General features: G+C 70.5%; 13 protein-coding genes, 1 tRNA gene and 2 pseudogenes. 9 read left to right on the forward strand and 7 right to left on the reverse strand.

Annotated features, from left to right (window positions below; translation table 11 throughout):
- On the reverse strand, positions 1-286 hold a 286-nt coding region (locus BM140_RS24530; protein ID WP_131803961.1), incomplete at its 3' end, for a transposase.
- A gap of 326 nt (positions 287-612) precedes the next feature.
- Between BM140_RS24530 and BM140_RS24535 the strand changes: the two genes are divergently transcribed.
- Genes BM140_RS24535 through BM140_RS24545 form a run of 3 tightly spaced genes read left to right on the forward strand, consistent with a single transcriptional unit; the run spans position 613 to position 3,706 of the window.
- Positions 613-2,439, forward strand: coding sequence for an aminopeptidase P family protein (locus BM140_RS24535; protein WP_091952052.1), 1,827 nt, complete (start codon positions 613-615; stop codon positions 2,437-2,439).
- A complete protein-coding gene (locus BM140_RS24540) occupies positions 2,436-2,909 on the forward strand; it encodes a low molecular weight protein-tyrosine-phosphatase (protein WP_091952054.1) in 474 nt (157 codons plus the stop codon). Before BM140_RS24535 ends, BM140_RS24540 begins: the two co-directional genes overlap by 4 nt.
- Complete coding sequence (locus BM140_RS24545) at positions 2,906-3,706, forward strand: fructosamine kinase family protein (protein ID WP_091952056.1); 801 nt, start codon at positions 2,906-2,908, stop codon at positions 3,704-3,706. The genes BM140_RS24540 and BM140_RS24545 overlap by 4 nt, the downstream gene beginning before the upstream one ends.
- 18 nt (positions 3,707-3,724) lie before the next feature.
- On the opposite strand, the gene BM140_RS24550 is transcribed toward BM140_RS24545, so the two are convergent.
- The 4 genes from BM140_RS24550 to frc all read right to left on the reverse strand — a co-directional run bounded on the left by BM140_RS24550 (position 3,725) and on the right by frc (position 8,268).
- The gene (locus tag BM140_RS24550) at positions 3,725-5,842 is read right to left on the reverse strand and encodes an ABC transporter ATP-binding protein/permease (protein WP_091952058.1); all 2,118 of its coding nucleotides are present in this window, start codon (positions 5,840-5,842) and stop codon (positions 3,725-3,727) included.
- Between the two features lie 354 nt (positions 5,843-6,196).
- The gene (locus tag BM140_RS26045) at positions 6,197-6,373 is read right to left on the reverse strand and encodes a hypothetical protein (RefSeq protein ID WP_165616553.1); all 177 of its coding nucleotides are present in this window, start codon (positions 6,371-6,373) and stop codon (positions 6,197-6,199) included.
- A 337-nt stretch (positions 6,374-6,710) separates the two neighbouring features.
- Positions 6,711-6,872, reverse strand: coding sequence for a hypothetical protein (locus tag BM140_RS26050; protein WP_165616554.1), 162 nt, complete (start codon positions 6,870-6,872; stop codon positions 6,711-6,713).
- Between the two features lie 118 nt (positions 6,873-6,990).
- Positions 6,991-8,268, reverse strand: a complete 1,278-nt coding sequence (gene frc / locus BM140_RS24555; protein WP_091952060.1) for a formyl-CoA transferase — start codon at positions 8,266-8,268, stop codon at positions 6,991-6,993.
- 355 nt (positions 8,269-8,623) lie between these two features.
- Between frc and BM140_RS24560 the strand changes: the two genes are divergently transcribed.
- From BM140_RS24560 to BM140_RS24570, 3 genes are all read left to right on the forward strand, one after another.
- Positions 8,624-9,307 (forward strand): GntR family transcriptional regulator, encoded by a 684-nt coding sequence (locus BM140_RS24560; protein ID WP_091952062.1) that lies wholly within the window; start codon positions 8,624-8,626, stop codon positions 9,305-9,307.
- Between the two features lie 208 nt (positions 9,308-9,515).
- Positions 9,516-9,592: transfer RNA gene (locus tag BM140_RS24565), tRNA-Arg, on the forward strand.
- Positions 9,593-9,643: 51 nt separating this feature from the next.
- On the forward strand, positions 9,644-10,324 hold the full coding sequence (locus BM140_RS24570; protein WP_244535629.1) for an outer membrane protein: 681 nt from the start codon (positions 9,644-9,646) through the stop codon (positions 10,322-10,324).
- Positions 10,325-10,340: 16 nt separating this feature from the next.
- On the opposite strand, the gene BM140_RS24575 is transcribed toward BM140_RS24570, so the two are convergent.
- Positions 10,341-10,658, reverse strand: a complete 318-nt coding sequence (locus BM140_RS24575; RefSeq protein WP_091952072.1) for a hypothetical protein — start codon at positions 10,656-10,658, stop codon at positions 10,341-10,343.
- Between the two features lie 318 nt (positions 10,659-10,976).
- Between BM140_RS24575 and BM140_RS24580 the strand changes: the two genes are divergently transcribed.
- Both BM140_RS24580 and BM140_RS24585 read left to right on the forward strand, forming a co-directional pair.
- Positions 10,977-11,609 (forward strand): 2OG-Fe(II) oxygenase, encoded by a 633-nt coding sequence (locus BM140_RS24580; RefSeq protein ID WP_091952066.1) that lies wholly within the window; start codon positions 10,977-10,979, stop codon positions 11,607-11,609.
- A 25-nt stretch (positions 11,610-11,634) separates the two neighbouring features.
- Complete coding sequence (locus BM140_RS24585; protein WP_244535630.1) at positions 11,635-12,315, forward strand: hypothetical protein; 681 nt, start codon at positions 11,635-11,637, stop codon at positions 12,313-12,315.
- On the opposite strand, the pseudogene BM140_RS24590 reads toward BM140_RS24585, so the two are convergent.
- Positions 12,316-12,633 (reverse strand): annotated as a pseudogene (locus BM140_RS24590) (pyridoxamine 5'-phosphate oxidase family protein); the annotation flags it as partial.
- Positions 12,634-12,805: 172 nt separating this feature from the next.
- Between BM140_RS24590 and BM140_RS25275 the strand changes: the two are divergent.
- Positions 12,806-12,955, forward strand: a pseudogene (locus tag BM140_RS25275) (IS110-like element ISMno7 family transposase); the annotation flags it as partial.

Here is a 12,955-nt window from a genome sequence, read left to right on the forward strand (position 1 = left end):
TCTCACCGGCCGCGTGCAGGCGCTCCAACAGGACCTGATGCAGCCGCGCCCACACGCCGGCTGCCTGCCAGTCGCGCAGACGCCGCCAGCAACTCATGCCGCTCCCGCAGCCCATCTCGGCCGGTAGCATCTCCCAGGGTAGGCCGGAGCGCAGCACGAACAGGATGCCGGTCAGCGCCGCCCGATTGTCGATCGGAGGCCGTCCGCCCTTCGGGCGCGGCCGAGGCGGCGGCAGGAGCGGGGCAATCTCCGTCCAGAGATCGTCGGGAAGCAGAGCGCGAGCCATGCCCCACCAACGCACCATCCACCGCTTCGTGCCGTTCTGTTAGGCGCTCTTAACCGATCGCCAGAGGGATCTTACGCGCCGCCCTCTGCCCGCGATGCTGGCGTGACGGCTGCGATGCGCGAGTGGGCCAGCGCATCGCCGCTATCGGACAGCGACTTTCCACCCCATCCGGGCCATCGGCGCCACTCATGAACGCCCGATAAGGGTTCAGGGCACGCGAAGGCGACACCGGCCGAGGTTCGGTGAACTCGGAAGCACCCCAGTCGGTATCTCCTCTCCCGCCCCCACCATTGTCCCCGCCCGGACCGCGGCGTAACCCTTCGCCCATGACCCGCCCTCGCTTCCAGACCTTCGACGATCCGAGCCACGCCAAGGGGCCTGAGCGGATCGAGGCCCTGCGGGCGGCGTTGCGCGAGGTCGGGGCCGACGGGTTCGTGGTGCCGCGGGCCGACGAGCATCAGTCGGAATACGTGCCCGCCGACGCCGAGCGGCTGGCCTGGCTCACCGGCTTCACCGGCTCGGCCGGCACGGCGATCGTGCTGCAGGACGCCGCCGCCCTGTTCGTCGATGGGCGCTACACCGTGCAGGCGCCGGCCCAGGTCGATACCGGGATCATCGTCGTGGTGCCGGTCGCCGAGACCAGTCCGGAGGCGTGGCTCGGGGCGCAGCTGAAGGCCGGCCAGACCCTCGCCTACGATCCGTGGCTGCATACGCCGGACGGGGTCGCGCGGCTGGAGCGGGCCGCCGCCAAGGCCGGCGCGAGCCTGCGCGCGGTCGAACGGAATCTCGTCGATGCGGTCTGGGCCGGGCGCCCGCGCCCGCCCGCGGGCCGGGTCGCGGCCCATCCCGAGGCCCTGGCCGGCGAGGGGGTTTGCGAAAAACTCGCCCGCCTCCGCGCGGCGCTGACGGAGGGCGAACTCGACGGGCTCGTGATGTCCGATCCGCACAACCTCGCCTGGACCTTCAACCTGCGCGGGGCCGATCTCACCCATACGCCGCTGGCGCTCGGCTACGCCCTCGTGCCGACGGAAGGCCGGGCCGCACTCTATCTCGGCTCGTCCGAGATCGACCCGGACTTGCGGGCCGCGCTCGGCCCCCGCGCCGACCTGCATCCGCGCCGGGCCTTCCCCGAGGCGCTGGCGGCGCTCGCCGCCGGGGCCGCGCGGCTGCGGCTCGACGCGGCGACCGGCGCGGCGGCGCTGAAAGGTCTGGTCGAGGCGGCCGGCGGCGTCGCCGATGTCGGACCCGATCCGGTCACCGCCATGAAGGCGGTCAAGAACGCCGCCGAGATCGCCGGGACGCGTGCCGCCCATCACCGCGACGGGCTCGCCGTGACGCGCTTCCTCGCCTGGCTCGACCGCACCGGGCCGGTGAGCGAGATCGCGGCGGTGGAGGCGCTCGAAGATTTTCGCGAGGCGACCGGAGCGTTGCGCGACGTGTCGTTCCCGACGATCTCGGGTTCGGGCCCCAACGGCGCCATCGTGCATTACCGCGTCACCCGCGCCACCGACCGGTCCTCGCGAGAGGGCGAGCTGTTCCTGATCGATTCCGGCGCGCAATACGCCGACGGTACCACCGACATCACCCGCACCGTCGCGGTGGGCGCGCCCACGGGCGAGATGCGGGAACGCTTCACCCGCGTGCTCAAGGGCCACATCGCCATCGCCCGCGCGGTCTTCCCCGAGGGGACCACGGGGGCGCAGATCGACGCGCTGGCCCGCCTCAGCCTGTGGGAGGCCGGGCTCGACTACGACCACGGCACCGGCCACGGCGTCGGCGCCTTCCTCTCGGTCCACGAGGGGCCACAGCGCATCGCCAAGACCGGCACGGTGGCCTTGAAGCCCGGCATGATCCTCTCGAACGAGCCGGGCTATTACAAACAGGGCGCCTACGGCATCCGCATCGAGAACCTCGTCCTCGTGGAAGAGCGGGCGATCGAGGGCGCCGAGCGCAGGATGCTCGGCTTCGAGACGCTGACGCTCGTCCCCCTCGACCGGCGTCTGATCGATGTGGGCCTGCTCGGCGCGGCCGACGCGGCCTGGGTCGATGCCTACCACGCGCGGGTGCGCGAAACCCTCGCGCCCGACCTCGACGGGGCGACGCGGGACTGGCTCGAGGCGGCGACGCGGCCGTTGGCCGAGGGGCTCGCGTGAGCGCCCCGGCCGCAATCCTCTTCGTCTGCCTCGGCAATATCTGTCGCTCGCCGCTGGCCGAGGCCGCGTTCCGGCGGGAGGCCGAGCGGGCCGGGCTCGCCGTGACGGTCGATTCCGCCGGGACCGGCGACTGGCATGTCGGCGAGCCGCCGGACCCGCGGGCCATCGCGGTCGCCCGCGCCCACGGCCTCGACATTTCCGGCCTTCGCGGAAGGCAGGTGGCGCTCGAGGATTTCGCGGCCTTCGACCATGTCGTGGCGCTCGACCATGCCAACCTGTCGCGCCTGCGGACGCTGCGGCCCGAGGGGGCGCGGGCGGCGTTGAGCCTGCTCCTCGACCACGTGCCGGGCCGGGCGGGTCAGCCGGTGGCCGACCCGTATTACGGTGGGCCGGAGGGGTTCGAGACCACCTGGGCCGACGTGACGAGCGGCGCCCGCGCGCTGCTGCGCCGGATCGCGGAAGGGCCGTGAGCGCCATCGCCGGCCGTGCCGCCGGGCTGCTCGGCGCGGCATTGGCGCAGGTCCGGACGCTACCCGGCGGCGACCTCTCGGACTGCCTGCTGATCCGCCTCGCCGACGGGCGCGAGGCGGTGGCGAAATCCGGCCCCGCCCCGCGGATCGAGGCCGCGATGCTGGCGGCGATCCGGGTGAGCGGCGCCCCGGCGCCGAGCGTGCTCGCCGTGGACGACACCGTCCTCGTGCTGGAGCGTCTGTCGGACGCGGGCGCGCCCGCGCCGGCCGAACTCGGGCACGCGGTCGCGCGTCTGCACGCGGCGACGGGCGCGCGCTACGGCTGGCCCGCCGATTACGCCTTCGGGCCGGTGCCCATCGCCAACGGAGGGAGCGACGACTGGCCCGCCTTCTGGGCCGAGCGGCGCCTGCTCTGCCATGCGGGCCACGTGCCCGCCGCGCTGATGCGGCGCCTGGAGACACTCGCCGCCGATCTGGGCAACCGCCTGCCGGCCCGGCCCCGTCCGGCCCTGCTCCACGGCGACCTGTGGGGCGGCAACGTGCTCTCCGACGGCACGCGCGTCACGGGGCTGATCGACCCGGCCTGCTACCACGGCCATGCCGAGGTCGATTGCGCCATGCTGGCCCTGTTCGGCCGCCCCGGCCCCGGCTTTCGCGAGGCCTACGGGCCGCCGGAGCCGGGCGCGGCGGAGCGCACCGCACTCTACCAGCTGTGGCCGGCCCTGGTGCATCTCCGACTGTTCGGGGCCGGGTATCGCGGGATGGTCGAGGGGCTTTTGGCGGCGGCGGGCGTCTGACGACCCACCTCCGAAAACCTACTCCGCGGGTGCCGCCAGCGGCGCCCCGGCGCGGGGCTCGAACCGACCCTCGCCCGTCGGCACCATCTCGATGCGACGGTCGTGGTGCCGGTGCAGGGTCGAGCGGTGGCCGATCGAGACGATGGTGGTGCCGGGCAGCTTCTCCCGCAGCGTTCCGTAGATCGAGGCCTCGCTCGCCTCGTCGAGGGCGGCGGTGGATTCGTCGAGAAAGAGCCAGTCGGGCTTGGCCAGGATCGCGCGGGCGATGGCCAGCCGCTGCTGCTCGCCGCCGGACAGGCGCCGGTCCCAGGTGTCGATCTCGTCGAGCCGGTCGGCCAAAGCCGGCAGCTGCGCCGCGATCAGCGCGTCGCGGATCGCGGCGTCGGAATACCGGTCGGTGGTGTCGGGATAGACCACCGCGCCGCGCAACGTGCCGAGCGGGATGTAGGGCCGCTGCGGCAGCACCATTGCGGACTGGCCCTCGGGCACGTCGACCCGGCCCTTGCCGAACGGCCAGATGCCGGCGATCGCCCGGAACAGCGTGGATTTGCCCGAGCCCGAGGGGCCGGTGAGCAGCGTCGCGCCCCCCTTCGAAAGAGTGAGCGAGGGCGCCCGCACGATCTCGCGGCCGTCGGGCAGCGCGAGCGTCAGGTCGCGGCCGGTGACGTCGCCCGAGCGGTCGTGGCCCTGCGCGAGGCCGTAGCCCGCGCCGGCCAGCGCCTCGGCCTTGGTCATCGCCCGCTTGAAGGCGCCCAGACGAATGGTGTTGGCCTTGTAGGCCGCCAGCGTGGTGTAGGCGGTGATGAAGAACGACAGCGAGTTCTGGACGTTGCTGAACGCGTTCGAGGTCTGCTGCAGCGTGCCGAGCGTGATCTTCTTGGCGAAGAACGACGGGGCGGCGATGACGAGCGGGAAGATCGTGCTCGCCTGCCGGTAGCTGAAGGTGAAGGCGATCAGCTTGATGCGCCGGTAGATGATGCCGACGTAGTTGTCGATGATGGCGTGGAACAGACCGGTGAGCCGTGCGGACTCGGCCCGCTCGCCGCGCAGCAGCGCGATCTGCTCCGAATAGATGCGGTTGCGCGCCAGCGCGAAGCGGAAGTCGGCCTCCACCTGCTCCTGGCGGAAATCGAGGCCGATCAGCGGCTTGCCGATGATGTGGGTGAGCCACGTGCCGACCACCGCGTAGGCGATCACGAGCCAGACGAGGAAGCCCGGCACCACCGTGTCGGTGAAGGGCAGGACGAAGTCGTGCGAGAGCGTCCACAGGATGACGATGAAGGAGACGAGCTGGGCCGCCTGCGACAGGAGCCGGATCGACAGGCCCGCGGTCTGCTGGATGAAGGCGTTGACGTCCGACTGGATGCGCTGGTCGGGGTTGTCCGCCTCCTCGTCGGTGAAGGGGATGCGGTAATGGGTGCCCTGCCCCAGCCAGCGCTCATACAGGCTGTGCGTCAGCCACGTGCGCCAGCGGACCTGCAGCGCCGAATCGACGTAGAGGTCGAACATGCCGATGACGATGTTGAGCGCCGCCAGCGGCACGAAGATCCAGACGATCTGATACCAGAACGCCGCCGCGTCGAGCGCCTGCAGCGAATTGTACATGTCCCGGTAGAAGAAGTTGAAGCCGAGCGTCAGCGCCACGTCGGCGAAGTTCACGAAGATCGACAGGCCGACCAGATTGCGGCCGATCTGCCCTTCCGTGCGCCCGAACCAGCGAAACAGGCCGATCTCGCGGGTCGGCGCGTCGCGGTTGGCGAAATAGGGGTCGGCGATCAGGGTGATGTCGCGGATCGGCCGCCAATACGAGATCGCCAGCACGATGCCGGCGAACACCACGGCGCCGGTGGCGGCGAAGTCCGGGGGCAGCAAAGCCGCGACCACGCCGGGCAGCGCCCCCATCGCGGCCAGCGTCTTGGAGAGCGCCAGCAGCAGGTAGCCGAGGCCGTAGACCGAGACGAAGATCTTCAAGTAGGCCGAGATGTTGCCGGAGGCGAGCAACAGCCCCGCCATGGCGAAGCCGGCGAGCGAGACGTAGAGCGGCGGCGAGGGCAGGCCCGGCATCGCGAGCAGCAGGAGCGCGACGAGCGCCGTGAGCGCGGCCTGTAGGCCGAGCCCGCTCTTCAATGCGGCCACGCGGGTTTCTCCCTCTCGCTCTGGCGGCCCGGCCTTCGCGAGGCGCGGGACTGTCCCGCCCGGGGACATCGCCGAATTCGACGGCCCTGGCTATCCGTCTTGGCGAGATCGTGGCGCGGGGGCGCCGCTGTCACGTGAATTTTCGGTCATGTCGGAGGCTGCAAGGGGCGGCGGCACCGAGATGCGACACCGTGGACCGGTCGAGCCCGGGGCGAACCGCCCTCCCCGGCGGGGAAGCCGGTGCTCGGATCGAGCGAGACCGCGCCGACGAAACGGCGCCTCGAGCGATCTCACGGAAGAGTGCGGAGCGCTGGGTTGCTTCGGCGTCGCACGCTGCGGGGGGAATCGCGACGCTCAGGCCGCCTGAGCCGGCTCGCGCGGCTCCGCCAACACGGCGGCGGCGATGGCGACCTCGCGCAGATCGGGCAGCACCGGTGCCGGGACGGGCGCGGCGTCGAGGAAGCTTTTCAGTTCGGTCTCAGAGACGTGACCGAAGGCTTCCACCAGATAGGCCAGAGCGTCGTCGGACATCGCCGGTCCTCCCGTTGCCGCGTCGGCGCCTGGAACGGCTCGCTTGTGAGCCGCGCGCCTTACTGATTGGTATTTGGTATACCAGGCGGCGCGGAAGTCAAGTTCCGATGGGGTGGCGCGGCGGCGGTATCGTGCAGGGAATGGGCGGATACGGCGCTTCGGCTCAGCTCAGGACTCGAAGCGCTTCAGGGGCTTGTCCCACCCACACCCTCATCCCGAGGTGTCCATGCCTGTGGGCCTCAAAGGACGGCTCCGGGATCGCCGCGACTTCTGGAGCCCGCCTTCTAGGCTGCTTCGCAGCACCTCAGGATGAGGGTGTGGGTGGGAGCGGGGGAGTTCAGTCCGCCGAATTCGGCGCGCCCGTGCGGAACCGGCGCGGGGCGGGCTTCGCCTTCGGCTGGGGATCGTGCTTGTCGACGAGGGCGCGCTTGACGCGCTCGTTGAAGTCCTGCGTCGAGACCGAGCGCGCCGAGCCGTTGTTGTTGTTGCCGTGGGCCATGGGACGGCCTCCGCTGTTCCTGCCTGAGTTCTGGCCCAAGGCACCGAATTGCGCGGAGGGTCCCCCGGGATATGGGTCGCGGGGCGGCAAATGCGACCCCGCGGCGCGGCCCGCTTTCCTATTCCGCCGCGATGCGATGGACGGCGCCAACCGCCCCCGACCCGAAAATCTCGCCGATCTCGGCATCCGAGCAGCCCAGAACCTCCCGCAGGATCTCGTCGGTGTGCTCGCCGAGCAGCGGCGCGCGGGTCACCTCGGTCGGGCTCGCCGAGAGCTTGATCGGGTTGCCGACGGTGAGGTGACGTCCCCGGGTCGGGTGCTCGACCTCGACCACGGTGCCGTTGGCCCGCAAGGCCTCGTCTTCGGCGATCTCGCGCATCGACAGGATCGGCCCGCACGGGATGTCGTAGGCGTTGAGGATCTCCATCGCCTCGAACTTGTCGTGCTTCATCGTCCAGGCTTCGATGCGGGTGAAGATCTCGTTGAGATGCGGCAGCCGCGCCTTCGGGGTCGCGTAGGCCGGATCGGTCTTCCAGTCCGGCTCGCCGATGATGTCGCAGATCGGGCCCCAGACCGCGCCCTGTGTGATGAAGTAGATGTAGGCGTTGGGGTCCTGCTCCCAGCCCTTGCACTTGAGGATGCGCCCCGGCTGCCCGCCGCCGGAATCGTTGCCGGCGCGCGGCACCGCGTCACCGAAGGGCACGCCCTCGCCGTACTGGCTGTATTCCATCAGCGGCCCCTCGCCGAGGCGTTGCTGGTCGCGCAGCTTGACCCGGCAGAGGTTGAGCACCCCGTCCTGCATGGCGCAATCGACCCGCTGGCCCGTGCCGGTCTGGGTGCGCTGGTAGAGGGCGGTGACGATGCCGAGCGCCAGATGCAGGCCGGTGCCGGAATCGCCGATCTGCGCGCCCGAGACCATCGGCAGCCCGTCACGCCAGCCGGTGGTGGAGGCCGCCCCCCCGGCGCATTGGGCGACGTTCTCGTAGACCTTGCAATCCTGGTAGCGGCCGGGCCCGAAGCCCTTCACCGAGGCGAGGATGAGGCCGGGATTGGCGGCTTGCAGCTTGTCCCAGGTCAGGCCCATCCGGTCCAGCGCCCCGGGCGCGAAGTTCTCCACCAGCACGTCGCATTCGCGGATCAGCCGCCACAGGATCTCGTTGCCCTTGGGCGTCTTGGCGTCGAGCGTGATCGAGCGCTTGTTGTGGTTCAGCATCGTGAAGTAGAGGCTGTCGACGCCGGGAATGTCCTGCAATTGCTGGCGCGTCGCGTCACCGGCGCCCGGCCGCTCCACCTTGATCACGTCGGCGCCGAACCACGCAAGCAACTGCGTGCAGGTCGGACCGGACTGGACATGCGTGAAGTCGAGGATGCGCACGCCGTCGAGAGCCTTGCCCATCGCGCGGTTCCCTCCCAAATTTTGTTCGTCTCGGCACAGGAAGCGATGGCGTTGCCCCGGTACCGCTGCGCGAAGTTTCGACACCCGGCCTCGACGGTTGGCGAACCTCGGGCCCGCGTCCGGCGAATGCGATGACTGTCGACTTCGTCTCTGGTTTCTGGCATACCAAATGCCAGACGTCAACAAATCGGGGCCGGGGGCTGCGCGGCGCGCAACGCTGTAGACAAGGCAGAGCCCTCCCCGACTCGTGACAATCGCTCCCTTGTGTTCCACACATGGCGGCGCCACGCTTGCCCTGCGCGGACCCCCATTCCGGACAGGCATCCCCTCGGACGCGAAGGTCGTATCGGACGCGATGGAAAATCTCTCGATCAAGCCGATCGTGCCGGCCACCAGCCTGCGGACGCTGGCCTACGAGGCGCTGAAATCGGCCATCACCAACATGGACATCTACGGCGCGACCGGTGATGTCCGCCTCGACGAGCGGGGCCTGTCGCAGACGCTCGGCGTCTCGCGCACGCCGATCCGCGAGGCGCTGACGGTGCTGGAGCAGGAAGGCTTCGTGCGCAACGAGCCGCGCCGGGGCGTGTTCGTCGTCAAGAAGACGAAGCGCGAGATCGTCGGCATGATCCAGGCCTGGGCGGCCCTGGAGAGCATGGCGGCCCGCCTCGCCTGCGCCAACGCGCCGGACGAGGATCTCGCCTGCCTGCGCCGCTCCTTCCCCGAATTCTTCGAGGGCCGCCCGTCGGACCATCTCGACGAGTATTCGGAAGCCAACATCCGTTTTCACCAGAAGATCATCAAGCTCGGCGGCTGCCCGGTGATCGAGGACCTGTGCAGCAACCTGCTGGTCCATGTCCGCGGCATCCGCAACACGGCGCTGCGCCAGGGCGACCGCGCCTCGGAATCGATCCGCGAGCACGTGCGCATCATCGAGGCGCTGGAGGCCCGCAACGCCGACCTCGCCGAGCGCTTGGTCCGCGAGCACGGCCTGGGTCTCGCCGCCCATGTCGAGCGCTACGGCAACCACCTGGATTGAAGGCCGCCGCACGGAACGGGCGATGGCACCGGTTCGCCGGTCGCGGAGAGCGCCCCACGTCACGGGCTCACGGAGATGGATGTCTTCGTGAGCGTCGAGCGGCAGAAGCCAAGGCCGTCGCCGCAGCCGTCGGCGTTCGAGGCCCAGAAGCAAGTGGCCCATCGCTTGACCGGCGGCGGCTCCTGTGGCTCCTGAGCCTCGGCACCCCGACTCCGTAGCTCAGCTGGATAGAGCAGCCGCCTTCTAAGCGGCAGGTCGTAGGTTCGAGCCCTACCGGGGTCGCCATGCGTTCAGTCCGCAGTCGATGACTGGGCAGACTGTGCTTTGAGGCAGAGGGTGGTTCGCCTCGGCCTGTCTCCGCGCTGCGAGATCGGCTATCTTGGCCGTATGGACAGGCTGATCGCACCTCGTTCGCAGCGTCGCTGGGCGGCGCTTCTCGCCCTTGGAGCCGGGCTCGCCGCGTCCGGGCCGGCGCTCGCGCAGAGCGCCCTGCCGTTTGCCGGCTTCGCGCCGCTCCCCTCTTTCGCGTGGTCGCAGCCGCGCGGAGACGAGACGGGCCGCTGGTCCGGCTCCTACGCCGCGGTCTCCACCGGCTATGCCTTCTCGTCGTCGAAAGCCTTCGGCAGCTACGGTGGCCCGACGCTGGGCTTCGAGGGCGGGCGGATGTGGCAGGACGGGCGGTTCGTCTACGGCATCGTCGGCGGGGTCGATTGGCTGATCCCCGGTGCCGGCGGCAACACGCTGGGCTTCGGTGGCCTCGGCTATTCGCGCGATCTGTCCGGCGCCGTCCAGGTGCAGGTCGGGACGCTTCTGACCGACAACGTGCTGCTCTACGGCAAGGCCGGGGCCTGGGCGGTGCACGAGCGGCTGCGCTTCGGCGGCACGCCCGCGGCTCCCCTCTACGACCGCGAGCAGATCGCCGTGCGGCCCGATGCCCGCGTCGGCGTCGAGTGGGCGATCACCGACCGGCTTTCGGTTGCGGTCGAGGCCGGCGTCGTCGGAAACCGGCTGCACTGACCGGGCCGTGCCGGCCTCAATCGGCGTTCCAGTTCCAGTCGCCGTAATCGGGCTCGCGGCAGCGGTAGCCGATCGGGCATTGCGGATTGTCCCGGGTCGGCACGAAGCGCAGTTCGGCGATCTCGGTGATCTCGCACAGGCTGCGGTCGCGCACGAAGCGCTCCGGGGCCCGCCCGCCGATGCCGAGCGTCACCGAGCCTTCCGCCTTCACCATCGCCATCGCCTCGGCGCAGGTCAGCCGGACGGTGGGCGTGCGCGGCTGCGCGCCCGCCGGGAGCGGTGCCAGGGCAGTGCTCAGGGCAGTACCGAGGACGGCGAGGGCGACGGGTTTCATCACGCTGGGTGCGAGCGACGGCCGGAGGGCGGCCGCCAAGCTTGACCATGGCAGGTTCCGCGAGCGCCGGGAAGGGGTTGCTCCGAATCAACGACCCCGACCGGCCCCGGAGGCCGTCTCGGGGCGCGGCGTCCGATGCCGCAGACGGGTGAACGAACCGAAGTCCCCCCCCCGGGCGCTGCGGCTCCGGCGAGGCTGCCGTTCCTCTGCCGCAATCGCACCGTCTATCGTCGGAACCGGGCCGCGATGGGCCCCTCCCCCACGCCGCGCCGGCCGTTTCGTCTCAGGCCGGCCCTCGTTCAACGGGACAGACGAGCCATGTCGGGCCTCTCGATCCTCAACGTCGATGCCGTGCGCGCCGCGCCGGTCTCGCGTGATCCCTACACCTACTTCCTCGGCAACGGCGTCTTCAACGAGGAGGCCATCGCCGAGATCCGCCAGGACTTCCCGGCCATCGCCAAGCCCGGCTACCTCACCGTCGACGAGGTGGCGCTCAAGGGCCGGTTCAAGGCGCTGATCGACGAGCTGGAGAGCGACGCGTTCTCCCGCATCCTCGGCGAGAAGTTCGGCATCGACCTCGTGTCCTGCCCGCGGCTGACCACCATCATGAAGAAGAGCCAGCCCAAATACGGCTCGATCCACACCGACGGCCCGTCCAAGGTGATGACGCTGCTCGTCTACATGAACGACGCCTGGGACGCGCCCGCCGCCGGGCGCCTGCGGGTGCTCTACGACGGCAAGAACTACGAACCCTTCGCCGTCGAGGTGCCGCCGACCATGGGGACGATGTTCGCCTTCCTGCGCGCCGACAATTCCTGGCACGGCCACGAGCCGTTCGAGGGCGAGCGCCGGGTGGTGCAGGTCGCCTGGGTCAAGGATGCGGCCGAACTCGAGCGCAAGAAGAAGCGCAACCGCACCGCGCAGTTCCTGAAAGGCATCTTCGGGCGCTAAGAAGGAGCGCACGAGGATGTCGGCGATGGCGAAGGAAGCGGACGAGCCCGGCGAGATCGCACGGGCGATCCCCGCCGGGGAGCGGGGCGTGTCCCGGCGGCTGCTGGCCATTCCGGTCGTCCTCGCCGCGGGCTGGGGCGCGCTGTTCTCCTACACCCTCCTGGCCCTCACCGATGACGGCCGCGACGCCTCGGCTCGCCCGGCCCGCTATGCCAGTGCGGATCCCGGCGGCATCGACGTGCCGGAGGTGCGGCTGCCCGAGCCCGAGCGGGTGGCGGCCCTCGCCCCGGCCGCCCCCGCGATTCCGTCCTCCCAGCCGCCCAAGCTCGTCCCGGTCGCCGTCACGGCGCCCGCGCCCGAGGCGCTCGCCCCGCCCGAGCCGCCGCGGCCCGCCGCCCCGGTGCTGGAGCGCGCCGCCTATGTCGGCGTCTGGGGGCCGAGCCCGGTTGCCTGCGGCCAGCGCCAGCGCCGCCGCGGCTTCCTGCCCGCCACCATCACCGAAGAGGGGGCGAAGGCCGGCCGCACCGTCTGCCGCTTCCGCAACAACCGCCGCGACGGCGCCGCATGGACCATGGCAGCCGATTGCAGCGAGCGCGGCCGCCGCTGGACCTCGCAGGTGCGCCTCGTGGTCGATCAGGATCGGTTGACCTGGTCGAGCCCCAAGGGTCTCGCGAACTACATCCGCTGCAGCCGCAAGGCGGGCTGATCAGAGCGCGCCGAAAAGCAGCGGCAGCGCGCGGGGACGCAACACCACCCGCTCCGGCGTGAGCCGCCACAGCCGCTCGGCACCCTCGAAATCCGCGATCTCGGGCGAATCCAGCACCAGTTCCGTCAGCCCGGTGATCTGCAGCAGGTCGCCGTTCGCGAAATCCGGCACGGCGATGCTGGCGCGCGGATTGGCGAGCAAATTGCCGAGCGTGTTGAAGAAGCGGTTGCCCGCGTAGTCCGGCACCGTGAGGGTGCCGTCCTCAGTCACCCGCACGAAGCCCGCCGGCCCGCCGCGATGCGAGACGTCGACTTGCCTTGTATCTTTGAGTTGCCCGCTGGAGTGACGCCGGCGAGGCTACACGGTGAGGGTTAGCCCGTGTTTGCCTCGGGCTCGTAAGCCCGCGACAGAGCAAGGTGCGGCCCTCACCGCCACAGTCCCGAACCCGGACAGCCGCTCGGGCCCAAGCCCGCATTTGCAAGGTAGGGTCATGGACGATCAACCCACCATCTTCGTCGGCATCGACGTGTCCAAGGACCGTCTCGACGTTCATCTCAGGCCGTTGAACGAGGCCTTCCATGTCCCTCGGGACGCAAAAGGTCTGGAGGCCCTCACGCGCCGCTTCGGCAACCTACCGATT

It is taken from the genome of Methylorubrum salsuginis, from assembly GCF_900114375.1.
Lineage (GTDB): Bacteria > Pseudomonadota > Alphaproteobacteria > Rhizobiales > Beijerinckiaceae > Methylobacterium > Methylobacterium salsuginis.

Coding starts and splice junctions, on each gene's coding strand:
- BM140_RS24535 (WP_091952052.1), top strand. CDS start 613: ATGACCCGCCCTCGCTTCCAGACCTTCGACGATCCGAGCCACGCCAAG.
- BM140_RS26045 (WP_165616553.1), bottom strand. CDS start 6,373: ATGTCCGACGACGCTCTGGCCTATCTGGTGGAAGCCTTCGGTCACGTC.
- BM140_RS26050 (WP_165616554.1), bottom strand. CDS start 6,872: ATGGCCCACGGCAACAACAACAACGGCTCGGCGCGCTCGGTCTCGACG.
- frc (WP_091952060.1), bottom strand. CDS start 8,268: ATGGGCAAGGCTCTCGACGGCGTGCGCATCCTCGACTTCACGCATGTC.
- BM140_RS24560 (WP_091952062.1), top strand. CDS start 8,624: ATGGAAAATCTCTCGATCAAGCCGATCGTGCCGGCCACCAGCCTGCGG.
- BM140_RS24575 (WP_091952072.1), bottom strand. CDS start 10,658: ATGAAACCCGTCGCCCTCGCCGTCCTCGGTACTGCCCTGAGCACTGCC.
- BM140_RS24580 (WP_091952066.1), top strand. CDS start 10,977: ATGTCGGGCCTCTCGATCCTCAACGTCGATGCCGTGCGCGCCGCGCCG.
- BM140_RS24585 (WP_244535630.1), top strand. CDS start 11,635: ATGGCGAAGGAAGCGGACGAGCCCGGCGAGATCGCACGGGCGATCCCC.